We start from the raw sequence: 24,944 nt of genomic DNA on the forward strand, positions 1-24,944 counted from the left end.
CTTTTATGGATTTGTAAATAAATTTACTTCTTTTGCCAGACATAGTATATTATCTTTATGTACTAGATTTTGAAAGCTCTTTTAACTCCTAAAAGAATTCTCGTTAGCACATTCAAATTTAAATTATTTAAGGATTCGGCATATTTGGCTATCCTATACATTGAGTTTGGATTTCCCCATTTATTATAATAGATAAGGTGATCATGCAAAACTCTTTTGTCTTGTAATATCCATTTTAAAGAATCATGATATAAGTACTTAGGTATTTTCTTTCCTGCACTATCAGGTTCTAGAAATCTATCTTTTTCTGTACTAGATTCTTTTGTTGCTATTTTATGCAGATGCTCTACATGAGAGGCTGAAACTACAGCGTTCTTGATACCATGATACAAAAGTGTTAGCGCAAAGTCATTATCCGAATAGTAGAATGTAAATCGATTGTCTAGCCTTTTTATCTTTTGGAATACTTCTTTTTTACAAATTAAACACCAGCCTTTTATATGCTGTGTTACCTTGTATCCTAAGACATAATCACTCGAAAACTTATGTAGTTCCTTGGTTGGGTCAATTGGACTAAAAGAAAGAATATCCCGTCTTTCCGTACTGACTTTAACTATTTCAGAAAACCAAGACTGGTGAAATATTAGATCATTATTACAAAGTGCTAGAAAGTCTCCTGAAGCGTTTTGAATTCCAATGTTTAAATACCTATGAAAACCAAAAGGCTCTTTTGGAACAATTACTTTTACATTTTCAGGAAACGTATAGGATATATCATATTCGTTATTACTTTCAACTACAATTATTTCTAGTTGGTATTTTTTATTGAAATCTTCAGAGCTCATTAAAGAATTAATACAATTCATCGTTGTATTAAACAGGTGTTCAGAACTGGTTTTTGATAAGATGACAACAGATAACAACATTTATTTTCTAAAGAATTTTTTATATATCTTCTTAACAAAAGATACTGATTTTGTGCTATTCTGCCTTTTTAGATTGTCTAACTCTCTAGCGATTAAAATGGGGTTACCAACATGTGTTAAATACGCTTCAGTGTGTCTTTTAAAAATAATATCATGATGCTCACGGTACTTTTCCATATCATTAAACATGGTATTTACCAACGATTCAGTTTCTCTAACTCTATAAAAAAACAATGGTTCATTAATTTTATGCACTTTTCCACCATTTTTTAAGATAGATATCCAGAGGTCCCAATCTTCAAGAAACTCCAATTTATCACAGTAGCCACCGACCCTATCATACGTGCTCTTTCTAAAAAAAGCAGAAGCGACGATACAGTTTTTTCTTAACAAATAAGGAAGTGAATATTCTTCTAATTCAAACACTTTATTCACTGCTCCAAATTTCATAGTATCTGAGTACAAAACCTCGATAGACTCATCATTCTCAAGAATCTTTATAGCTTTCTCAAAATAGTTAGCATCAACATAGTCGTCGGAGTCTAAAGGAAAAATATACTTCCCATTGCTACTAGCGATTCCTTCAATTCTAGCGCCGGATAGTCCTAAATTGACTTTACTATTTATAATGGTAAACCGTTTATCTTTTTTTTCATAGGGTTCTATAATAGCAAGTATATTGTCTGGGGAGGCATCGTTTACTAAAATGGCCTCCCAGTTTGCATAGGACTGTTCTAATAATGAAGCAATTGTATCCTCCACATATTCTGCCGTATTATAGCAAGGAATAATTACAGATATTAAAGGGGTGTCTTGCTTCAATTTACTCATACTTCTTAATTATAGATTTATATCTTTCCAGACCTTTTCCAAATATAGCTAAAGATATAGCAACAAATAATAACTTCAATTGAATACTACTAAATCTGTACTCGATCTTAAACAATGTTTTAAGCAAATGCGCTATAGATAACCTATAGAATCTGTTTTGTAATGCCTTCTTAAGAGCTTTATAATAACCATACAATGTTGCTTTCTTATATCCTTCATATAAATAATGAATGTTGAATCTAACATTCACCTCATCTCTGATCTGTATCTTTCCTCCGGCATTATATTCTCCTGTAATGGAAGCATCATGTTCTCTAACCTTTATTAAATTTTTATCCAATAATATTCCATTAGGATTCTTAAATATGAATACCCTGGATATAAAATCTAGTTCCTGTGCTCTTGTAAGATTTTCATTAAATTTCTCCTTTTCTACTATTGATCTTTTCCAAAGAACCATTGGAGTATTTATAGGAATATCTCCACAAAGATAATCCGGAATGAGCCCTTTATTAAGTTCGAAATTCGGCACACTCATGTTATCAGTACCTTGTTCAAAAGTGCTGAACTTGCAAGCTACAAAATCATAATGGCTCTGAAAAGCATTTAATTTCAACGTCAACATCTCTGGCAACATTAGATCATCGCTGTCAAACCATTGAATGTAAGCTCCTTTGGATTTTGAAAAACCATAATTACGACAAGAGTTCGCACCTTTTTTTAAGCGATCTGGTCTTTTAAATACTTGAATTCTTCGATCTTTCTTAGCATAAATTTCTACTACTTCATAGCTATTATCTGTAGAATGATCATCAACAATAATACATTCCCATTCTTCAAAGGTTTGTGCTAAAATAGACTCAATGGTTTCAATAATAAGTTTTTCTCTATTATACAGCGGAATGATTATGGAAACAACGGCCTCTTTCATTCTGAATAAATAATAGAGTTAATAATATCTAAATGCACTTTTTTAGTATACTTCTCTAATGTTTTTTTTCGCCCATTACTTCCCATTAATTTGGCTATAGAAAGATTATCGAGTAACGTATTTATTTTCTCTGCCATTTCAATTTCATCATGTTCATCAACCAGAAAGCCTGTTTCACCATGGACAATCACATCTTTAATTCCTTCATGCATAGTTGAAACAACTGGTAATCCTACTGCTTGTGCTTCTAGAATGCTTACAGGTGTTCCTTCTGAATCACCGTTTTTGGCAACTACTGAATGTTGAACATATATGGAGGATTTCAAAAACAGCCTGCGTATCTCCTCTCTACTCTTTACACCTAGCAGAAAAACGCTACCTTCCATATTTAACTCATTTATAAGTCGTTTGCATCTATCAAACATTGGTCCTTGACCTACCATCATTAACTTAGAATAAGGATGTTTTTCTATCACTCTAGAAAATGCTTTGATCGTAATATGTGGAGCTTTCTTTTCAACAAATCTTCCGACAGATATTACGTTCTTTAATAAAAAATCAGGCTGCAATTCAAAAAAATAATCATCCGGCGCACATGGAGTAACCATTACCTTATCTCCTTCACAACCCAAGGACACCAGTTTCTGTTTCATAGAATGCGAAACGGCAATAACTTTCTTACTATATAAGAACAATGCTTTGTATTGATCCTTATTTCTTTCCACGACATCATTAATATGGATATCATATCCGTGAAAAATAGGAATCAAGGACAATTTTGCTTTCTTACAAACATTTAATACACTTGTCGCTGTTGTTCCATACTCAGCAACAATAACATCAATCTTTTCCTTTTTAAGTGACTTTAGAAGAACATACTCTTTATAGAGCATTTTTGTGTTAGAAAACCTATATCGTATTTTCAAAAGTAAAGTAGCTAGCTTACCTCTTATATCATTATATATAGGTAATTCTCCGCCAAAATAATAAACCACATTCCCATAGATTCCTTTTCTATGCATTTGAATAAAGGTTTCAGAATAAGCTTCTTTACTTGGAGAGATGAGCGCTATGTTCTTTTGAGCAATCACAAATCCTTTTTTACATAACCATACAAACCGGTTATCATCGTATTATCGTTAAATTCTTTTGGTGGCTTATCTTTCTTAATCAATTTCTTAATGATATGTAAGAACAAAGGTTTTAGATATCTAGATTTTTTTTTGGAAACATACCTGCTTACCCACAATCCCAACATTGTTGCAAGGCTTGCATTCCAACCACCCAAGGCAAATATTTCAACTTCTCTTTTATTGAATTCTTTAAAAGCGGTGCGTAACGCAAATGGAGTATATCTAAAATTATCATGAGGGGTTTCATGAAGTGGCCATAGATAAGGCACTGTGAAAAAGAAATACCCCCCTGGTTTTAATACTCTTACGTTTTCTTTAATATAATGCTTGAAATCAAAACAGTGCTCTAGTACTTCTGTAGATAAAATGCAATCGAATGAGTTATCTTCAAAAGGCATAGTAATTCCATCCCAAGTAGCATCAGGTTTTATTTTAGCATCATACTCTAATGAGTTTTCTATATCTAACCCTATATACTCTTCGACTTCACTATTAGTAAGGATATAACTTTTATAGGGCATTTTGCCACATCCGGAATCCAATAATTTTCCAGAAAACAAATGCGTATTGTTTTGTATGCACTTAAAAATAGAAGTGCGGATAAAATAATTATCTAAGTTATCTTTGGTTAACTTATTTGTGATAAAGTTTTCGTCCATTGTTACATCTTTACTCCTATTCTTCCCGTATAATCAATACGTGCTAAAAATATGTTGATCTTATTTTTACTAAAATACTCGTCTACCGCCTTTTTACAGCCTTCCCAATGGCCGTAGTCATCAATAATTAAGATGCCCCCAGAAACCAATCTTGGAAATAGGAATTCCAATTCGTGTTTGGTAGATTCGTACCAATCTGTATCAAGTCTCAGTAGCGCAATCTTATCTGGAATAGAGTCGTTTGAGATCGTGTCCTCTACTTTTCCTTTTACATAATGAATATTCTCAGCGGCGTAACCAATAGAACTAATATTCTCTTTCACTTCATCTAATGAAGAATAATAGATTATTTTATCCCACCCCTCCTTCTTTTCGGCATACGCATTTAAAGCGGATTCTCCTCTAATCGATTTGTCCTCTTCCGTTGGTTCAGACATTCCTTCAAAGGTGTCATATAGGTATACCTCTCTATCTTCAACTCCTAAATTCTTTAGTGTTCTTAATACAGCCATCATACTTCCTCCTCTCCAAACACCACATTCTATGATCACTCCTTCGATATTGTGCTCAACAATATGTTTAGTTGCGTTAATTAGGCTAACTATTCTATCAGGCCCAGTTGATGTATAGGGAGTAACTTCTCCAACAATGACATGTTCTTCTTTTGTAAAGTCCGCATTATTCTTTATTTGCGGCTTACTATTTTCTTCTTTTACTAAAGATTTAATCTTCTTTTTAACTTTTTTGAACATGTATTTTATTAACTCTTGTTAATACTCCATTTATATTTCTCCAGGTATTTTGCTGCTCCTGAAGACCACTGATAGTCATTTCTTGCCTTTTTCATCATCTCAACTCTAAAGCTACAAGAACTATCAATATAGTCAAAACGTTCTTTAGATTTTGAATCTGAAAGATACGTTCTTACAGAATAATTCCCCATATACAACAACGGGTTTTCCATATGACAATTAAATGTAAAAATACCCGAAGGTCTCGTCGTATTTGCGTCTGCATCAAAATTCCATATGTGCGTTATCGGATTTAGGAATTCATCCAGTATTTGAAAAGATATGGCTAAATTTTCAATTTCTTCTGGAATATTAACGTCAAATGAAATTTCTAATGGTTTTCCAAACTCATGAATAAAATTCGGCAAACTCGTCGTTACGCCAGCTCTGATAATCTGGGGTCTTTCATTATGAACTTCTACTTTATAATCATTTATATTGGAAGCATCGGATAAATAGGTTTTAATTCCTAAATCCGTTTCCCCGTAATATTGGAGCATTCCATCTTTTAAAATGCATACCTTTTCCGTAATGGTAGAAATAGCATTCATATCATGACTTACAAAAAGCACAGTTCTTCCCTCTCCTTTTGAAATAGACTTCATTTTTCCAATCGCTTTCTTCTGAAATTCAGCATCACCAACAGCCAGCACTTCATCAACCACTAAAATATCTGGTTCCAAATGTGCAGCTACGGCAAATGCTAATCGCACCTTCATTCCGCTCGAATAACGCTTAACAGGAGTATCTATATATCGTTCACAACCAGAGAATGAAATGATTTCTGTCAATTTTGATGTAATCTCTTTCTTGGTCATTCCAAGTATAGCTCCATTCAAATAGATGTTTTCTCTCCCTGTCATTTCAGGATGAAAACCGGTACCAACCTCCAATAACGAAGCAATCCTCCCTTTTGATTTAATAATACCTAAAGATGGACTCGTAATCTGAGATAGTATTTTTAAAAGTGTAGACTTACCCGCACCGTTTTTTCCTATAATTCCTAATACTTCCCCTTGTTTTACTTCAAAAGAAACATCTTTTAGTGCCCAAACATATTCAGACTCCCCTTTTGAATCTCTGGTGTTTTGATCACCAATTTTTAGATACGGATCTTCCTTTCCTCTTATCGAGGCCCACCACCTGTTGATATCATGACTCAAGGTACCTGTTCCTCTAAGTCCCAATCTATATTGCTTGGAAACGTTATCAACTTTTAAAATAACCTCGTTCTTCATCTAAATCGTATCAATAAATGTCTTCTCCGTTCTATTAAATACTATAATTCCTAAAAATAAAATACTCACAGATACAACACCTGTGTAAATAAGTCCTTGTATACTCACATCCCCAGAATCTAATAGTACTAAACGACTTGACTCTATTAAGTATGCCAACGGGTTATATGTTACAACCCATGCATAATCTGCCAAATTTTCTTTAATAATGGCAATTGGATACATGACAGCAGACATGTACATCAGTAATTGGATACCAAAAGCAACCAAAAATGTAAGGTCCCTGTACTTTGTTACCATAGAAGATATGATCATCCCTAACCCAAGTCCGATAATTCCCATACAAATAATAATAAGTGGATACAGAATTAAATAGCTATTTGGAGTAATTACGGAGCCTTTTAGAACGTAATATATATAAAACGCTATGAAGATCACTAACTGAATTCCGAACTTCAATAAATTTGAAATGACTATGGACAAGGGTATGATTATTCTTGGAAAGTATACTTTTCCAAAAATGGCTTCATTTTTTTTAAACGTATCCGATGTAGCGGTTAAGCATTCCTTAAAATAATTCCAGATGGTGATTCCAGCTAAATTGAAGAGAAAAGGAGGTATTCCCTCTGTTTCTATTCCTGCAATCTTATTAAACACAAGTGTAAATATAACAGCTGTAAACAATGGTTGGATTACATACCAAAGCGGTCCTAATACAGTTTGTTTGTACAAAGTGATAACATCCCTTTTGACAAATAGCATTAAGAGGTCGCGATAACGCCACACCTCTTTTAGTTTTAGATCAAGTAATCCGGATTTGGGGGTAATCTCGAAAAGCCATTTTTCACTCTTCATTTATAAATCATTGAGTAACAAATATACTTTTTTTTAAGAAAAATTAACATTTTGAATCAAGTTTTATATCCGTTACATTTACACCTTTCAATAACAAAAACCATGAATACAAAACTTATCGAATGCGTCCCTAATATTAGTGAAGGAAGAGACATTACGAAAATCAATACAATAGCAAATACTGTTACCACCGTGGATGGTGTACAGCTTTTAGATATAGATCCAGGAAAAGCAACAAACAGAACCGTGATTACATTCGTCGGGGAGCCAGAAAAAGTGATAGAGGCTGCTTATTTGTTAATTAAGAAAGCATCGGAATTAATAGATATGAGCAAACATTCTGGAGAGCATCCGAGATTTGGAGCTGTAGACGTATGTCCTTTAATTCCAATAGCAAACATTAGTATGGAAGAAACGGCATCTTTTGCGCATAAGTTGGGTAAAAGGGTTGGAGATGAATTAGGGATCAGTGGTTATTTTTATGAGAATGCTGCTACCAGTGAAGAAAGAAGAAACCTAGCAACTATAAGATCCGGAGAATATGAAGGTTTAAAGGAAAAACTATCTAACCCTGAATGGAAAACGGACTTCGGGCCGTCTCAATACAGTGACCGTGTAGCTAGTTATGGAGTGACTGCGATATCGGCTCGTGATTTTCTAATTGCTTATAATATCAATTTAAATACTACTTCCACACGTCGTGCAAATGCAATTGCGTTTGATATTCGTGAAGCGGGTAGAGTTAAAAGAGAAGGGAATCCAATTACCGGAAAGAAAGTTTTAGATGAGCATGGAGAACCAGTTAGGGTTCCTGGAAAATTAAAAGCAGTGAAAGGTATCGGCTGGTATATTGAAGAATATGGAATTGCTCAAATTTCGTATAACCTGACCAATATTAGCATCACCTCTATGCATGAAGCATTTGATGAAACAGTAAAAGCTGCAACTGCAAGAGGTTTACGAGTAACAGGTTCTGAACTAGTTGGTTTGGTGCCTTTACAGGCAATGTTAGATGCGGCAGATTTCTTTCTAGTAAAGCAGCAACGTTCGGTAGGTATTAGTGAATCTGAAAAAATCAAGATTGCCGTAAAGTCGTTGGGGTTAGATGATCTTAAACCTTTTAACCATAATGAAAGAATTATAGAGTATGTAATGAACGCTAAAAGTGATAAGAAGCTTGTAGATTTTACCGTAAAAGGCTTTGCAGAAGAAACAGCTTCAGAGTCGATGGCCCCAGGAGGTGGAAGTATTTCTGCCTATGTTGGTGCACTTGGTGTTTCGCTAGGAACTATGGTAGCAAATCTTTCTGCGCACAAAGCTGGATGGGATGATAAATGGGAATTCTATTCTAAATGGGCCGTAAAAGGACAACAATACAAAAACGAATTGTTGTTTTTAGTCGACGAGGACACCAATGCTTTTAATAAAATTATTGACGGGTTTAGAATGTCTAAATCTACAGAAGAGGAAAAAGAAGCACGTAAAACAGCTATTGAAGAAGCAACGAAATATGCAACAGAAATCCCTTTTAAGGTTATGGAAACTGCTTACCACTCTATGGAAGTAATGATGGCTATGGCAAAAGAAGGCTTGCAAAATTCACTTTCAGATGCAGGTGTTGGAGCTTTGTGTGCAAGAACAGCAGTTATAGGTGCGTACTTTAACGTTCGAATTAACGCTAAGGATATTAAGGATAAATCATTTGCTAACGACATTCTTTCTAGGTCTGAAAAGATCTATAAAGATACATTAGCTCTTGAGGAGGAAATGATCCAACTAATAGATTCAAAAATTTAAATTTTGGGAAAACTTGATTATTATGCCAAGTTTCATATATTTGCATAAGTACTTATATAATTTATAATGGATAAACTTTTAGAATTTAGAGAACTTGCTTTTGGTTCAAGAATGAAAAGACTTAGTGAAACATTAATGAGAGATGTAAAACAAGTATATAAAAGTCTCTATCTGGACTTTGACCCTACTCTATTCCCTGTTTTTAAGACTATTAGTGACGAGAAATCAATAAGCACCGGTGAGATATCCGAATATTTACAAATTACGCAACCAGCCGTTACACAATTCATTAACTCACTAATGAAGAGAGAGCTCGTTATTATTACACCAGATATAAACGATAAACGAAAGAAGAACATTTCTCTCTCCGAAAAAGGGTCTGCCCTTGTTTTAAAGCTAGACCCTATTTGGAAGATAATGGAAGAAGAATTAACGGCATTTATCAAGAGACCAGATACTTCTTTGATGAATCATATCCGTCTAACCGAGCAGAACCAAAGAGATAAACCGCTCTACCAAAGAATCATGCAGCGTATACGCAATTCCATAGAAATTATAGATTATGATTCGGAATATGCCAAAGATTTTCTAGAGTTAAACTTAGAGTGGCTGGAGACCTACTTTTACGTAGAGCCACATGATACAGAGGTATTGGAAAACCCTCAATCATACATTCTAGACAATAAAGGGTATATTTTCTTTGCTCGATTTAACAACGAAATTGTAGGCACCGTTGCTCTTATCAATGAAGACGAGTGCTACGAACTAAGTAAGATGGCAGTTTCACCTAAATATAGAGGAATGAAAATTGGGCAGCAGCTTATGGATAAGTGCATTGAGTTTTCCAAACAACAAGGATGGGAAAAAATTATGCTCTATTCTAACAGATCATTAACTCCAGCTATCAATTTATACAGAAAAGTTGGGTTTTATGAAGTGCCTGTAGAAAACGAGGCACTTTACGAAAGAGCCGATATTAAAATGATATTAGAGTTATAGGAAACTTTGAACTGCTAGCTCATAACTTTTTAATCCAAACCCAAAAATAACCCCTTTTGCATTTGCTGCTATATAACTGGTATGTCTAAAGTCTTCTCTAGAGTGCACGTTCGAAATATGCACTTCTATAACTGGAGCTTCAATAGCCTTTACAGCATCACCAATTCCTATCGATGTATGTGTATAAGCCGCAGCGTTAAGGATAATTCCGTCATAAGAAAAACCTACCTCATGTAACTTGTCAATAAGTTCTCCTTCAATATTAGATTGAAAGTATTCTAACTCAATAGCCGGAAACTTATTCTTTAAAGATTCAAAACACATATCAAATGAATCAGCTCCATATACCTCTGGCTCTCTTTTACCTAGTAGATTAAGGTTCGGACCATTTATAATAATCAATTTCATTGAGCGAAAATACAACTTATTCAATAAAAAAAAGAGGAAGCCTACACCTCCTCTTCTTTACTTATATTATTTCGGTTTCATTTAGTCTAAATCAAACAAAACTCCTACGTTAAAGCTAGCGCGTGAGTTTCTTACAGAAGTTCCAGTGTTATTTGCAAATACGTCGGTGAATCCACCTTGGCCATCATACTCAATAAACATATTTGTATTTTCCGCTATTGGGAATTTATACCCAATTCCAGCAGCTAGACCTATATCAACACTTTCAATAGCATCAGACACATCCATACCTGTTGCCTTAGCTTCTGCATTCAATAGAAATCCTGCATACAATCCAAAGTGTAAGTACCATTTTCTTGTTGATCCAAAATGCCAATTCGCTGTCACAGGCAACGTTAAATAGGTTAGCTTAATATCTGTTGTAGTAAAGCTCCCTTGTCCTTGAACAAATCCATTTCCCCATCCTTTATTATCTAAAATCAATTTTGCTTTTAACCCCCAGCGATCTGAGAAGTAATATTCAGCACTCGCTGCCAAGTTAAAAGATGTTAGATTATCAGAAGTAATTTGACTGTCGGAAGTTGCAATAACAGATGTACTAACACCAATACTTCCACCGAGTTCAAGTCCTGATTCTTTTTGAGCATTTACAGTGGTAATACTTGCAAATGCCATCATAGCAATAAAAAGTAATTTTTTCATTTTATACAATTTTTTAAATTAAACGAGGCTAAATTACTTCTATATTCTTTTAAATTCTATTTTTATTTTAATTTTTTTTGACTTATAAGAAGTGACGTAACATCTAGGAAATCAGAATATATTAGACAAAAAAATTAACAGTATAGTGTTAAAACTAAAAGTCCATATGGCTTATTATTTTGTATATTTCGGCATATGAATTGGCAGTCTATCCTTAAAGAATATCTTACATTTTTAAATATAGAAAGAGGACTGTCAAAAAACACCATTGATAGTTATGGTAGAGATCTTAAAAAGTTAATACTTTATTTAGATGAGAAGGAGATAAATATCAGTCCGGTAAAAATTAGCGAAACAACGATTCAGGAGTTTGTCTATGAAATTGCAAAAAAAATTAGCTCAAGAAGTCAAGCAAGAGTAATATCAGGGCTTAGAAGTTTTTTTGACTACATGGTTTTTGAAGATTACAGAAAAACAAACCCCACTGATCTTTTAGAAATACCTAAAATCGGTCGGAAATTACCTGATACTTTATCCGATAAAAAAATCGGAAAATTAATCGCTGCTATTGATCTAAGTCATCCGCAAGGCGAACGAAATAGGACCATTATAGAAACCATGTATGCTTGTGGATTACGAGTAAGTGAAGTAATTAACTTAAAGTTATCGGATTTATTTTTTAATGAAGGATTTATTAGAGTATTGGGGAAGGGAAATAAACAACGCTACGTTCCAATATATAGGAAGGCACAGAAGTATATAGATTTTTACATCGACCAAATAAGACCTCATATAGAGCCTCAGAAAGGTTATGAAGATACGTTATTTTTAAACCGACGAGGAAAAGGTTTAACACGTCAAATGGTCTTTATCATCCTAAAAAATCTAGCTATAAAGATAAATCTGGATAAGAAAGTAAGCCCTCATACACTTCGCCATTCTTTTGCTACTGAATTATTAAAGCATGGAGCTGATCTTAGAGCCATACAGCAAATGCTAGGGCACGAAAGTATTACCACAACAGAAGTATATGTCCACTTAGACAGAAGTTATTTAAAGGATGTTGTAGAAAACTTTCATCCAAGAAAAAACCTCAAAGATTAATCCTCGAGGTTTTATATTTATGTACGTTTTTAATTATTTCGCTACGTTGACAGCTCTGGTTTCTCTAATAACCGTGACTTTTACCTGACCTGGATACGTCATATCATTCTGTATCTTCTGTGAGATACTAAAAGATAACTCTGCAGCTTTAGTATCGTTCACCTTTGTGCTTTCTACCATTACTCTTAGTTCTCTTCCGGCTTGAATAGCATATGCCTTCTGAACCCCTGTGAATCCAAAAGCAATATCTTCCAAGTCTTTTAGTCGTTGAATGTAAGAATCTAGGACTTGTCTTCTTGCTCCTGGTCTAGCACCTGAAATTGCATCACAAACTTGCACTATAGGTGCAATCAAGCTTTTCATTTCAATTTCATCATGGTGCGCTCCAATAGCGTTGCAAACATCTTTTTTCTCACCATATTTTTCTGCCCATTGCATTCCCAATAGTGCATGCGGTAGTTCACTCTCCGTTTCGGGAACTTTACCAATATCATGTAACAATCCTGCCCTCTTAGCAAGTTTTGCATTTAAACCTAGCTCGGATGCCATTATTCCGCAAAGGTTTGCTACTTCTCTTGAGTGCTGTAACAAATTTTGCCCATATGAAGAACGGTATTTCATTCTTCCAACTGTTTTAATAAGTTCTGGGTGTAATCCATGAATACCGAGATCAATAACAGTTCTTTTACCTACTTCAATGATCTCTTGTTCAATTTGCTTTTCGGTCTTTTTAACAATTTCTTCAATACGTGCTGGATGGATTCTTCCGTCAGTCACTAACTTATGCATAGATAATCTGGCAATTTCTCTTCTAACTGGATCAAAGCAGGATAGTATAATTGCTTCTGGTGTATCATCAACAATAATCTCTACACCTGTAGCAGCCTCTAATGCTCTAATATTTCTCCCTTCTCTACCAATGATTCTTCCTTTTACATCATCCGATTCAAGATTAAAAACAGAGACACAATTCTCAACTGCTTGTTCTACTCCAACTCTCTGAATGGTATTCAAAATCACCTTTCTTGCTTCTTGCTGTGCCGTTAGTTTGGCTTCTTCTAAGGTTTCTTGTACAAACCCCATCGCATCGGTTTTTGCTTCTTCTTTTAACGAAGTCACTAATTCTTTTTTTGCTTCGTCTACAGAAAGACCAGATATCTGCTCTAGCATGTCTACATGCCTTTTATGCAATTTATCAACGTCATCTTCTTTTTTTTCTAAGAACTCCAGTTTGTAATTATAATCTGCTTCTTTTTGCTCTAAAGATCTGTTAAGTTTTTTGGTTTTTTCTAACTCTGAATGTGCTTGAGATTCTTTATCTCGTGCCTTTTTCTCAACATCAGCGATTTTCTTCTCTCTAGAAAGAATTACCTTCTCATGTTCAGATTTTAATTCAATAAATTTTTCTTTTGCTTGTAATATTTTATCTTTTTTTAAAGCCTCTGCTTCTACCCTTGCTTCTTTAATTAGCGCATTTGCCTCTTTTTTTGTACTATTTAATAATTTATTTGATTTAGATTTCTCAAGAAATTTTGCAATTAACAATCCAATTGCCAAACCTCCTATAACTCCCATTGCAATGGGTAGTATCATATCTTCCATAATTTTGATTTAGTGTATAAAAAAAGCCTACATCAGTTTGGCTTATATAAACTCCATTATGACATTTATAGGACTAACTAGCTGATCAAGGATCCATCTAAAATGGCTTGCTTTAACAACTACGACTCATCCTTCATAACAGATTAGTGTTGAGTTTATCAAACAGTTACTAATGTAGGCAGTGTATTATTATATTTTAAAGAACTTATTCTAAATGAGTATTAACTAACTTCGTTAATTCATTTATTTTATCTAACGCTTCTGAATTCTCTGACTGGTCACTAAGTTTGGATATTTCTAATTTAGATGCAAATTGCAATGCACACATAGCTAAAACATCTTGTTTATCACTTACGGCATAACTTTGCTCATATTTAGAAATTAACTGATTAATAACAGCAGCTGCTTTACGCATTCCTTCTTCTTCTTGCGTGGTATTCACACTCAAAGGGTACGTTCTGCCTGCTATTACTATATTAATTTTTAACTTGGCCAATATCTTTAAAGAACTTTATTATTCATGCAACTGAACAATGCATTTATCGATTTCTCGAATTAAAGCGTTTATTTTTAATTTTGTATTTTTTGTACTATCACTACTGCCTTCTATAGTTTTTGCAATCTTTAAAAGATCATATTTCTTTTGCTGCTCTTCCAAGATTTGCTGATTCTCGATAAGTTGATGCTGTAATTTATTGTTGTTTTGAAGCAAAATTTCATTTTCCTTAATTAAAAATTCATAATTAGATAACAAGCTTTTTAACTTATCTTCCAGTAAATGAATTGCTTCTATTGTATTACTCATTAACTTTTTTAAGAATAAACTATATCTACAAAGTTAGCATTCTGGTTTGATATATTAAAATGAAATCCTCATTTTTTCTACACCATAATTGCGAAGTACATAATATTTTGTTTGCTTTAACAGTATTAAAATCATTTTTTTTTATTTTAGCTTAAAATTGAGTTTTTGAAAAAAATAATCTTATTTTTTGTTGTTATTACTAGCTTTCAAGCGTTTAGTCAAAAGTATCCGCAAAATTATTTTAGAAGCCCGTTAGATATTCCTTTAGTGCTTTCTGGAACATTTGGAGAGCTCAGAAATAATCATTTTCATTCTGGTATAGATATTAAAACAAAACAACGTAACGGTTTAAAAGTATATGCTGTTGCAGATGGTTATGTGTCTAGAATACGAGTAGCACTTTGGGGATATGGCAAAGTAATCTATGTTACACATGATAATGGGTATACAAGTGTTTATGCTCACCTAAGTAAATTTGGGAAAGGAATACAAGAGTTCGTAAAATCTGTTCAGTACAAGAAAGAACAATATGAAACGGGTAACATTTATTTAAAGCCAGGAGAAATTAATGTTACTAAAGGACAGATAATTGCTTATAGCGGCAGCACTGGAGGCTTTGTTGCTCCTCACCTGCACTACGAGTTAAGAGATTCTAAAACGGAACACATTATTAACCCTTTATTATTTGGTATAAAAGTAAAAGACACCATCAAGCCTAGAATTCAAAAACTTATGGCCTATACATTGGATAATACTGCAAGAATCAATCAATCCGATAAGAATCAGGTATTGGCAATAAAGAGGGTACGAGATGGAGAATACATAACCAATAGAATTTTGGCTAGTGGACGAATAGGCTTTGGTATTAACGTATATGACAAGCTGAATAATGCACACAATAAGAATGGAGTATATAGCATTGAAATGCTGGTAAATGATAAAAGAGTTTATTATCACGATGTGGAAACTTTTTCTTTTAGAGAAAGTAAGTACATTAATTTACTTATTGATTATCCGCACTATTACAAATTTAAAAATAGAGTGCAAAAGACACATGTTGTAAAAGGAAATGACCTTAGTATATACGAAAATCTCATAGATAAAGGGGCTATAACCGTAGATGATGGCATGAACTATACTGTAAAAATTATAGCTACAGATATTACCGGAAATAGATCTACCGTTAAAATTCCTATAAAAGGAACATCTTCAAATAGTATTTTTAAACGTCCCAAAGATACCACAGCGTATAAAATCGTTGCAACTCAATTTCATAAATTCCAAAAAGATGGTATCACTATAGCCTTTCCAAAAAACACACTCTATGAAGATGTATATTTAGATTTCGATGTTAAGGATAGTATTGCTACAATCCATGAACCTTCGATTCCTCTTGACAAAAAATTCACATTAACTTTCGACGTTACCAAGTACTCAGAAGCCGAAAAAGAACGTATGTTTATAGCTAAGATCGTGAACAAAAAGTATGTTAATTATCAAAATACCAAGAAGAAGAAAAATAAGTTTTATACTACAACAAAAACTTTAGGTAGATACACTTTAGCTTCTGATAATCAAAAACCTAAAATATATAATTTGAATTTCAGAAATAATCAATGGATTACGAATAAAGATCAAATTAGAGTTTATATTTCTGATAAGGGTTCTGGTATTAAATCTTATAGAGCTACTTTAGATGATGAATGGATCTTAATGGAATATGACCTCAAAAAGAAAAAATTAGTTTACAACTTTAGTGACAAAAAGTTGGTTGGTAGCAAACATTCCTTTAAAATTGTAGTATCAGATAATGTAGGAAATACGAATACTTTATCTGCAACGTTTTACAAGAAGTAAAGCCCATCTAAATTTACAACATACTACGTGAAAAAAATCATATTCATTTTTCTTTTATTTCCTGTGGTGCTTCTAGCTCAGAAGACAGCTATTTTAAAAGGAACTATAAAAGATAAGAATAATAAGCCTATTCAAGGAGTTAATATCAAATTCGGTACAACAGGAACCAACACGGATACAAACGGAAAATATCAAATACGGATTCCTATAAATGAAGAGGTTTCTATCACTTTTAGTCATATTTCTCATCATACACTTATAAGAACGTACACTGCCAAAAGAGTTACAACTTATCGCCTTTCACTTGTAATGACTCTAAAAACAGAGAAATTAGACGAAGTTATTATTAAAGATAGAACTGGAGATGCAAAAGGAGTAAAGACCATAGATAAAACACTCTTAGATAAGATCCCTGGAGGTTCAGTAGAAAACATTCTTATGACCTTCGCTGGTGTCAATAATAACAATGAGTTAAGTACACAGTATAATGTACGAGGTGGGAATTTTGATGAAAATCTAGTATATGTTAACGGAATTCAAATTTACAGACCTTTTTTAATAAGATCTGGACAACAAGAAGGTTTGAGTTTTCTGAATACTCATATGATTCAAAACATTAAATTCTCTGCAGGAGGATTTCAAGCCAAATACGGCGATAAACTTTCATCCGTTCTCGATATCACATATAGAACTCCTAAAGAATTTGCTGTAAAAGTAGATGCAAGCTTGTTAGGTGCCAGTGCAACAATTGAAGGAACGTTACTAGACAATAAGCTATCTGCTATTTTAGGAGTGCGATACAGAGACAATAGCTTATTTGTAAATAGTAAACAGGTCGAAACAAACTTCAGGCCTAGTTTTACAGATGTTCAAACCTTTTTATCGTATAGCGTCGATGAAAAGTTAACATTGAATTTTCTGGGTAACTTCTCGCTGAATGATTACAACTACAAGCCATTAACTCGAAAAACTCGTTTCGGAACCGTAGCAGAACCTTTAGAGTTAATTGTATTTTATCAAGGTCAAGAGATTGATAAGTTTCTTACCTCATTCGGAGCAGTTAGTGCCGATTATAAGGTGAATGACCATTTAAAATTAACAGGTACACTATCAGCATACAATACTCAGGAAGAAGAGTATTTCGACATAGCTGCTTCTTACAATTTAGGTCAAGTAGATTCTAATTTAGGGTCAGAAACCTTTGGTGATGTACAATTTTCTGAAGGTATAGGATCACAGCTAAATCATGCTAGAAATGACCTGGATGCATTAATTGTGAATGCAGAAATCAGAGGGACACATAAAAAGGATGGTGATCAAATCGATTTCGGTGTTAAATATCAACGAGAAGATATTAGAGATCGCATCAGAGAATGGGAAATTATTGATTCTTTGGGATTTTCTGTACGTCCATTAGATCATATAGTCAGTAATGAGGAGCCATACGAACCTTTTGAAGGACCTATAACACCGTTTCAAGCTGTTAGAGCAGAGAATGATATAAAGATCAATAGGCTTTCTGGTTTTGTCCAATTCAGTCAAAAAACATCTTGGGGAGATCATGATGTATGGTATAACGTTGGAATTAGAGGTCAAACGTGGGCAGTTACACCACAAGGTCAGTCAACCAAAAGTCAATTTATCATAAGCCCAAGAGCTCAATTCGCTATTAAACCGAATTGGGATAGTGACATGTTGTTTAGGGTATCTGGAGGATGGTATTCTCAACCTCCTTTTTACAAAGAATTGAGAGGGTTTGATGGCACTATTAATAAAAACGTGAAAGCACAAAAGTCTATTCATCTAGTGCTTGGGAATGATTACAGTTTTGAAATGTGGGACAGGCCTTTTAAGCTTACTACAGAATTGTATTATAAGAATCTAACTGATGTAAATTCATATGTGGTAGATAATGTTAGAATCCGTTATTTAGCCAATAACGATACTAAAGCATATGCCTATGGTTTGGATGTTCGTTTAAATGGTGAGTTTGTGCCTGGTAACGAGAGTTGGATCAGTTTAGGATATTTGAAAACAGAAGAGAACATTGCAGGAAGAGGATATATTGCCAGGCCTACAGATCAACGTATAAAGTTTGGGATCTTGTTTCAAGACTATGTTCCAAACATTCCAGATTTAAAAGCCTATTTGAATTTGGTTTATAATACAGGTGTTCCTGGTGGTGCTCCAGCATATGCCGATCCTTACAACTTTCAAGAACGTTTACGTGACTATAAAAGAGCTGATCTTGGTGTATCATACGTATTTGTTGATGCTAACAAAAAGAACAGTTATACTAACGGTTGGCTGTCTAGATTTAAAGAGTTGACTGCTGGTTTAGAGCTTTTTAATATGTTCGATATTCAAAACTCCATTACCAATACATGGGTAAGAGATGTATATTCCAAAAGGCAATTTGGTATTCCAAATTTTATGACGGGTAGGGTTTTGAACCTTAAAGTAAGTATGCAATTTTAATCTAAGAGTTACAAGCCATGAAAAAAATAGTATCTATAGTATTTGGATTATTAATACTTATAGGATGTAATACTCCAAAGGTAAAAGAACAACCTAAAGAAAATAATCTCTCTAAAAGCAAGATTATAGACCTTACCTATACCTTCTCTAAAGAAACGATTTACTGGGTAACTGCCAGAGAATTTGAACTAGATGTAGTCTACAAAGGTGATACAGATAAAGGATATTTTTATGCAGCTAACAATTTTGCGACTGCGGAACATGGGGGAACACATATAGATGCTCCTATTCACTTTTCAAAAACAGGTCAGACTGTTGAGGAAATTCCTTTGAATCGTTTAATGGGAAATGCCATTAAAGTAGATGTGAGTACAAATGCCTTAAATAATCCTGATTATTTAGTCAGTATTAAAGACTTTGAAGATTGGGAGGCTAAAGAAGGAAAAATTCCAGACGGGTCCATTGTTATTTTGGAAACAGGCTTCTCCAGATACTATCCCGATAAGGTAAAGTATATGGGTACGGATAAACGAGGAGAGCATGCCGTTAAGGAACTTCATTTTCCTGGTTTATCTCCCGAGGCAGCCCAATGGTTAGTGGATAATAGAAATATTCACGCTATAGGCATAGATACACCAAGTATCGATTATGGGCAGTCAGAATACTTTAAAAGTCATGTAATTCTACTGTCTAAAAACATTCCTGCATTTGAGAATGTCGCTAATGTTGCTCAATTACCTACAAAAGGTTTTCAGATCATCGCGTTACCTATGAAAATCAAAGATGGTACAGGGAGTCCTTTACGGATTATTGCTGTTTTGAATCAATAAATTTGTTACTTACAATATTTGCGCAGTATGATCCTTCGTTTTTACCTTTAAGATCACATCTTCAATAATTCCATTTTCATCAATCACAAATGTAGTTCTATGGATACCATCGAACTCTCGCCCCATAAACTTCTTAGGCCCCCAAACACCAAAAGCATTGATTACTGCTTTATCTTCATCTGCTAATAATGGAAATGGTAATTCGTATTTATTGATAAAATTCTGTTGTCTTCTAGCAGAATCTGCACTCACCCCTAAAATATCATATCCTTTAGCCAAGAATGTATGATAATTGTCTCGAAGATTACAAGCTTCTACGGTGCATCCTGGTGTACTTGCTTTCGGGTAAAAGAAAACTACCAGTTTTTTTCCTGAATAATCATTTAATTTGATGGTATTTCCTTGATTATCTTTTGCTTCGAAATTAGGGGCTTTATCGCCTACTTTTAGTGTAGTCATATTTTGTATTTTTGTTTTGTAAAGATATTGATAAATGACCAAATCTGAAAAGGTTCAATTCGTAATTGACACATTAGAAAAATTATACCCTGAAACTCCTATTCCATTAGACCATAAAGATCCGTACACGCTTTTAATTGCTGTTCTAATGTCGGCGCAAAGTACGGATGCCAGGGTAAACATCATCACTCCTCTCCTATTTGCAAAGGCAGATAACCCATACGATATGATTAAGTTATCGGTAGAGGAAATTCGAGAAATCATTAAGCCAGTAGGCCTATCACCTATGAAATCTAAAGGTATATATGGACTCTCACATATATTAATTGATAAATATGGAGGAAAAGTACCTCAGAGTTTTGAAGCCTTAGAAGAACTTCCCGCTGTCGGTCATAAAACGGCTAGTGTAGTTATGAGTCAAGCTTTTGGCGTACCAGCATTTCCTGTAGATACACATATCCATAGGTTGATGTATCGTTGGAATCTAAGCAATGGGAAAAACGTTGCACAAACAGAAAGGGATGCCAAACGATTATTTCCAAAAGAGATTTGGAATAAGTTGCACCTGCAAATCATATACTATGGTCGCGAATATTGTCCTGCCAGAGGTTGGAAGTTAGAAAATGATGAGATCACTAAAACCGTAGGAAGAAAATCTGTATTAGACGAATATCATAAAAAGGGAAAATAAGGACATTAAAAAAAGCCTTGACTCCTGTCAAGACTTTTTCCACTCTTAATTCAAATTCAATTCAATGAGATTGTTTGATTTGGTTTTAACAATTGTTAGCGATTTGGAAAAATTAATCAAAAATTGAACTGTTTCTTTTCTAGGTTGCATCCGAAAATCGGATGACTTTTTAAAGTAAAGTTGCCCCATATATTCGTTTTAAAGGTTGTGTTTCAATAAAGTAACGGAGCAAAAACCTTTTTATTGTTAATTCACTAAAATAATTTTATTTTTTTCTATAATCTTTCTTAAATTAATTAGCGCATATCGCATTCTACCTAATGCAGTATTAATACTAACGCCTGTATTTTCGCTAATTTCTTTGAAACTCATGTCTTTATACATTCGCATGATCAACACCTCTTTTTGATCTTCTGGTAATTCCTCTACAAGTAACTTTACATCTGAATAAATTTGTTCTTTTATAAGTTTCTTCTCTGCATTTAAATTACCATCACTCAATACAGAAAAAATATCAAATTCATCTGTATTTTTAAAAGAAGGCATTCTGTTGGATTTTCTAAAATGATCTATGATCAAATTTTGAGAAATACGCATTACCCAAGGAAGAAATTTACCTTCCTCGTTGTAATTACCTTTTTTTAAGGTTCTTATCACCTTAATAAAAGTATCTTGAAAAATATCTTCTGTAATATCTCGATCTTGTACTTTACTGTAAATAAAGCTATATAGACGTTGTTGATGTCTTTTGATAAGAACTTCTAAAGCATGTTCACTACCATTTATATACTCACTAACTAATGTGCCATCGGGGTTTAGATTCTTACGCATTATAATCTACTTTTAGGAAAAGTATCAGGGACTTTTCTGTTATTACTCAATAATTTTAAAAGTAGTTTTTTTCTATACGCGTTTAATCTGTTGATTTATAGAGTGTCAAATATGAAGAATAATTTTTGTAATTACAAACTTTTTAACAACTTTCATTAAGATATCTTATAAAAATAGGCTAAAAAGTGGTAATTTTATAGCTTGATTTTAATGTAACTATGGCTCAGAATATTGCTCTAGCAGATCCCAAAAAAAACATACTGATAAAAGGAGCTAAACTCCACAATCTAAAAGATATTGATGTTATTATCCCAAGAAATAAATTGGTGGTTATTACTGGTTTATCAGGCTCTGGAAAATCATCGTTAGCGTTTGATACCTTATATGCAGAAGGACAAAGACGATATGTAGAGAGTCTTTCTTCCTATGCACGACAGTTTTTAGGAAAGTTACATAAACCAAAAGTGGATTACATTAAAGGAATTGCTCCTGCAATTGCCATAGAGCAAAAAGTAAATTCTACAAATCCGAGGTCCACAGTGGGTACTTCCACAGAGATTTATGATTATATAAAATTATTATATGCGAGAATTGGTAAGACATACTCTCCTATTTCTGGGAAACCAGTTGAGAAAAAGACAGTAACTGACGTTGTTACTTTTGTAAAAACGTTTGAGGAGCGCACAAAATTACTACTCCTTGCACCTATTGCTATTGACGAAAAGAGGCCATTAAAAACTTCGTTACAAGTACTGGCGCAGCAAGGGTATGCAAGAGTTAAATATGAAGATACCATTTACAGAATTGATGAATTTCCTATTGAAAACTATAAAAATGAAGATGCTATTTATCTAGTTGTAGATAGAGTTGTGGTTCAGTACAATGAAAATTTTTTAAATAGATTAGGAGATGCCGTCCAAACAGCTTTCTTTGAGGGAAAGGGGACTTGTCAGATAGAAGACTTAAGTACAAATAAAATTACAGAATTTTCCAACAAATTTGAATTGGATGGGATCACATTTTTAGAACCTAATACACATTTGTTTAGTTTCAACAATCCATATGGAGCATGTCCTAATTGCGAAGGTTACGGAAATGTGATCGGTATTGACGAAGACCTTGTAATTCCTAATACAGGACTTTCTATTTATGAGGATGCTATTTTTCCTTTTAGATCTGATTCCTATAAACACTATAAGGAAGAACTCGTACATGCTGCCTACCAATTTGATATCCCCATACATAAGCCGTGGTTTGAGCTAAGTAAGAAACAGAAAAAATTAGTTTGGTCTGGTAATAAAAGTTTCTTGGGAATTAACCATTTCTTCGAAGCGTTAGAAGAAAAAAGTTATAAGATCCAAAACAGGGTAATGCTTTCCAGGTATAGAGGAAAAACTTTATGTGGAGCATGTAATGGTAATCGTCTTCGTAAAGAAACGGACTATGTAAAAATTGATGGTAAGACCATATCTCAACTAGTTACTATGCCGCTGGATGAATTAGCATCATTTTTTAAAAAGATCAATTTAGGTACACACGAGCAACAGATTGGGAAGCGTCTGCTGAAAGAGATTAACAGTCGATTGGAATTTTTGAGTAATGTTGGTTTAAGTTATCTAACGCTGAACAGAACTTCAAATACATTGTCTGGAGGAGAAAGTCAGCGAATTAATTTGGCTACCTCACTTGGAAGTAGTTTAGTGGGGTCCATGTATATTTTAGATGAGCCTAGTATTGGCTTACATCCAAAAGATACTGAAAGGTTGATCAACGTTTTAAAAAATTTACGAGATTTAGGAAACACAGTGATTGTGGTAGAACATGATGAAGATATCATGAAAGAAGCAGATTATATTATCGACATCGGACCAGAAGCTGGAACTTACGGAGGTAATATTGTAGCAGAAGGTAGTTTTGATGATATCATTTCTTCAGATTCCTTAACGGCTAAATACCTTTCTTCAGAGCTAAAAATTGAGATCCCTACCACTAGGAGACAATCAAAAAACAAGATTGAGGTAAAAGGAGCTAGAGAGCATAATCTTAAAAATATTGATGTCACATTTCCTTTAAATGCTTTAAGTGTCATTACGGGTGTTTCGGGAAGTGGAAAAAGTACATTGGTAAAAAAGATATTGTATCCTGCCATGCAAAAAAAACTTATAGGATATGGCGATAAAATAGGACAACATACTGAAGTTACAGGGAGTTTTGACACACTTAAACATGTCGAGTTTATTGATCAAAACCCTATTGGAAGGTCATCTAGATCTAATCCTGTTACATACATCAAGGCATATGATGATATTAGAGCATTGTTTTCGAATCAAAAATTATCCAAGGTTAGAAATTATAAGCCTAAACATTTCTCATTTAATGTAGAAGGTGGTAGATGTGAAGTTTGTAAGGGAGAAGGAGAAGTTACTATTGAGATGCAGTTTATGGCCGACGTTCATTTAGAATGTGAAACCTGTAGTGGTAAGCGTTTTAAAAAGGAAGTATTAGAAGTGGCTTTTCATAATAAAACAATTGACGATATTTTAAACCTTACCATAGATGATGCTGTATCCTTTTTTACTGAACATATGGAGAAGAAAATTTCTCAAAAACTAAAACCTTTACAAGATGTTGGATTAGGCTATGTACAGTTAGGGCAATCTTCTTCTACGCTTTCAGGCGGAGAAGCACAACGGATCAAACTTGCATCATTTCTAGTTAAAGGAAATACAAAGGATAAAGCACTTTTTATATTTGATGAACCAACTACTGGGTTACATTTCCACGATATTAAAAAATTAATAGATTCATTTAATGCTTTGATAGAAAAAGGGCATTCAATTATTGTTATCGAACATAATATTGAATTGATAAAATGTGCTGACTATATTATAGATCTTGGTTTAGAGGGCGGCAAAAATGGAGGTGAATTAATCTTTCAAGGTACTCCAGAAGAATTAGCAAGAAATAAAAATTCATACACGGCAGAATATTTAAAAGAGAAGTTAGTATTTTAGGGT

The 24,944-nt window shown here is 33.7% G+C and carries 23 protein-coding genes and 1 other RNA gene; 8 read left to right on the forward strand and 16 right to left on the reverse strand.

The genetic code is table 11. The features are described 5' to 3' along the window. Positions 1-62: 62 nt before the first annotated feature. From RQM59_RS06070 to RQM59_RS06105, 8 genes are read right to left on the reverse strand one after another with little or no spacing between them, the layout of a single operon-like run. Positions 63-866, reverse strand: coding sequence for a glycosyltransferase family 2 protein (locus RQM59_RS06070; RefSeq protein WP_349241192.1), 804 nt, complete (start codon positions 864-866; stop codon positions 63-65). Between the two features lie 60 nt (positions 867-926). After that, positions 927-1,757: a glycosyltransferase family 2 protein gene (locus RQM59_RS06075; protein WP_349241193.1), complete on the reverse strand. Its 831-nt coding sequence runs from the start codon at positions 1,755-1,757 to the stop codon at positions 927-929. Then, positions 1,750-2,688: a glycosyltransferase family 2 protein gene (locus RQM59_RS06080; RefSeq protein ID WP_349241194.1), complete on the reverse strand. Its 939-nt coding sequence runs from the start codon at positions 2,686-2,688 to the stop codon at positions 1,750-1,752. Before RQM59_RS06080 ends, RQM59_RS06075 begins: the two co-directional genes overlap by 8 nt. Further along, positions 2,685-3,779 carry a glycosyltransferase gene (locus RQM59_RS06085; RefSeq protein WP_349241195.1) on the reverse strand — a complete coding sequence of 365 codons (1,095 nt, stop codon included), beginning with the start codon at positions 3,777-3,779 and terminating at the stop codon, positions 2,685-2,687. The genes RQM59_RS06080 and RQM59_RS06085 overlap by 4 nt, the downstream gene beginning before the upstream one ends. Continuing rightward, positions 3,776-4,480 (reverse strand): class I SAM-dependent methyltransferase, encoded by a 705-nt coding sequence (locus tag RQM59_RS06090; protein ID WP_349241196.1) that lies wholly within the window; start codon positions 4,478-4,480, stop codon positions 3,776-3,778. The genes RQM59_RS06085 and RQM59_RS06090 overlap by 4 nt, the downstream gene beginning before the upstream one ends. 2 nt (positions 4,481-4,482) lie before the next feature. Further along, positions 4,483-5,232, reverse strand: coding sequence for a TylF/MycF/NovP-related O-methyltransferase (locus RQM59_RS06095; RefSeq protein WP_349241197.1), 750 nt, complete (start codon positions 5,230-5,232; stop codon positions 4,483-4,485). Between the two features lie 8 nt (positions 5,233-5,240). After that, positions 5,241-6,509 (reverse strand): ABC transporter ATP-binding protein, encoded by a 1,269-nt coding sequence (locus RQM59_RS06100; protein WP_349241198.1) that lies wholly within the window; start codon positions 6,507-6,509, stop codon positions 5,241-5,243. Next, positions 6,510-7,364 carry an ABC transporter permease gene (locus RQM59_RS06105; RefSeq protein WP_349241199.1) on the reverse strand — a complete coding sequence of 285 codons (855 nt, stop codon included), beginning with the start codon at positions 7,362-7,364 and terminating at the stop codon, positions 6,510-6,512. Positions 7,365-7,466: 102 nt separating this feature from the next. On the opposite strand from RQM59_RS06105, the gene ftcD reads away from it, so the two are divergent. Continuing rightward, entirely contained in the window at positions 7,467-9,161 is a 1,695-nt protein-coding gene (gene ftcD / locus RQM59_RS06110) for a glutamate formimidoyltransferase (protein ID WP_349241200.1), read from the forward strand. Between the two features lie 66 nt (positions 9,162-9,227). Beyond that, positions 9,228-10,160, forward strand: coding sequence for a bifunctional helix-turn-helix transcriptional regulator/GNAT family N-acetyltransferase (locus RQM59_RS06115; protein ID WP_349241201.1), 933 nt, complete (start codon positions 9,228-9,230; stop codon positions 10,158-10,160). Here RQM59_RS06115 and aroQ read toward each other — a convergent pair. Further along, on the reverse strand, positions 10,155-10,568 hold the full coding sequence (gene aroQ / locus RQM59_RS06120; RefSeq protein WP_349241202.1) for a type II 3-dehydroquinate dehydratase: 414 nt from the start codon (positions 10,566-10,568) through the stop codon (positions 10,155-10,157). The two genes, RQM59_RS06115 and aroQ, sit on opposite strands and share 6 nt — an antisense overlap. An 81-nt stretch (positions 10,569-10,649) precedes the next feature. Further along, entirely contained in the window at positions 10,650-11,270 is a 621-nt protein-coding gene (locus RQM59_RS06125) for a porin family protein (protein WP_349241203.1), read from the reverse strand. A 195-nt stretch (positions 11,271-11,465) separates the two neighbouring features. Between RQM59_RS06125 and xerD the strand changes: the two genes are divergently transcribed. Next, positions 11,466-12,374, forward strand: coding sequence for a site-specific tyrosine recombinase XerD (gene xerD, locus RQM59_RS06130; RefSeq protein WP_349241204.1), 909 nt, complete (start codon positions 11,466-11,468; stop codon positions 12,372-12,374). A gap of 33 nt (positions 12,375-12,407) precedes the next feature. On the opposite strand, the gene rny is transcribed toward xerD, so the two are convergent. The 4 genes from rny to RQM59_RS06150 form a co-directional block, all read right to left on the reverse strand. Then, complete coding sequence (rny, locus tag RQM59_RS06135) at positions 12,408-13,976, reverse strand: ribonuclease Y (protein WP_349241205.1); 1,569 nt, start codon at positions 13,974-13,976, stop codon at positions 12,408-12,410. A 48-nt stretch (positions 13,977-14,024) separates the two neighbouring features. Beyond that, positions 14,025-14,131: non-coding RNA, 6S RNA (ssrS, locus tag RQM59_RS06140), on the reverse strand. 50 nt (positions 14,132-14,181) lie between these two features. Beyond that, positions 14,182-14,472 carry a cell division protein ZapA gene (locus RQM59_RS06145; RefSeq protein ID WP_349241206.1) on the reverse strand — a complete coding sequence of 97 codons (291 nt, stop codon included), beginning with the start codon at positions 14,470-14,472 and terminating at the stop codon, positions 14,182-14,184. An 18-nt stretch (positions 14,473-14,490) separates the two neighbouring features. Beyond that, positions 14,491-14,781, reverse strand: coding sequence for a hypothetical protein (locus RQM59_RS06150; RefSeq protein WP_349241207.1), 291 nt, complete (start codon positions 14,779-14,781; stop codon positions 14,491-14,493). 165 nt (positions 14,782-14,946) lie between these two features. Here RQM59_RS06150 and RQM59_RS06155 point away from each other — a divergent pair, with 165 nt between their 5' ends. The 3 genes from RQM59_RS06155 to RQM59_RS06165 are packed head-to-tail and all read left to right on the forward strand — an operon-like array spanning position 14,947 to position 19,946. Beyond that, complete coding sequence (locus RQM59_RS06155) at positions 14,947-16,638, forward strand: M23 family metallopeptidase (protein ID WP_349241208.1); 1,692 nt, start codon at positions 14,947-14,949, stop codon at positions 16,636-16,638. Between the two features lie 27 nt (positions 16,639-16,665). Beyond that, positions 16,666-19,116 carry a TonB-dependent receptor gene (locus RQM59_RS06160; protein ID WP_349241209.1) on the forward strand — a complete coding sequence of 817 codons (2,451 nt, stop codon included), beginning with the start codon at positions 16,666-16,668 and terminating at the stop codon, positions 19,114-19,116. A 17-nt stretch (positions 19,117-19,133) separates the two neighbouring features. Continuing rightward, a complete protein-coding gene (locus RQM59_RS06165) occupies positions 19,134-19,946 on the forward strand; it encodes a cyclase family protein (protein ID WP_349241210.1) in 813 nt (270 codons plus the stop codon). A 9-nt stretch (positions 19,947-19,955) separates the two neighbouring features. Here the strand turns inward: RQM59_RS06165 and bcp are convergent, their stop codons facing one another. Then, the gene (gene bcp / locus RQM59_RS06170) at positions 19,956-20,405 is read right to left on the reverse strand and encodes a thioredoxin-dependent thiol peroxidase (protein WP_349241211.1); all 450 of its coding nucleotides are present in this window, start codon (positions 20,403-20,405) and stop codon (positions 19,956-19,958) included. 34 nt (positions 20,406-20,439) lie between these two features. Here bcp and RQM59_RS06175 point away from each other — a divergent pair, with 34 nt between their 5' ends. Further along, positions 20,440-21,096 (forward strand): endonuclease III domain-containing protein, encoded by a 657-nt coding sequence (locus RQM59_RS06175; protein ID WP_349241212.1) that lies wholly within the window; start codon positions 20,440-20,442, stop codon positions 21,094-21,096. Positions 21,097-21,342: 246 nt separating this feature from the next. Here the strand turns inward: RQM59_RS06175 and RQM59_RS06180 are convergent, their stop codons facing one another. Beyond that, the gene (locus RQM59_RS06180; RefSeq protein WP_349241213.1) at positions 21,343-21,927 is read right to left on the reverse strand and encodes an RNA polymerase sigma factor; all 585 of its coding nucleotides are present in this window, start codon (positions 21,925-21,927) and stop codon (positions 21,343-21,345) included. 218 nt (positions 21,928-22,145) lie between these two features. Between RQM59_RS06180 and uvrA the strand changes: the two genes are divergently transcribed. Further along, the gene (gene uvrA / locus RQM59_RS06185) at positions 22,146-24,941 is read left to right on the forward strand and encodes an excinuclease ABC subunit UvrA (protein WP_349241214.1); all 2,796 of its coding nucleotides are present in this window, start codon (positions 22,146-22,148) and stop codon (positions 24,939-24,941) included. Positions 24,942-24,944 lie beyond the last annotated feature (3 nt).

The organism is Asprobacillus argus (genome assembly GCF_032248395.1).
Classification (GTDB): Bacteria; Bacteroidota; Bacteroidia; order Flavobacteriales; family Flavobacteriaceae; genus Polaribacter; species Polaribacter argus.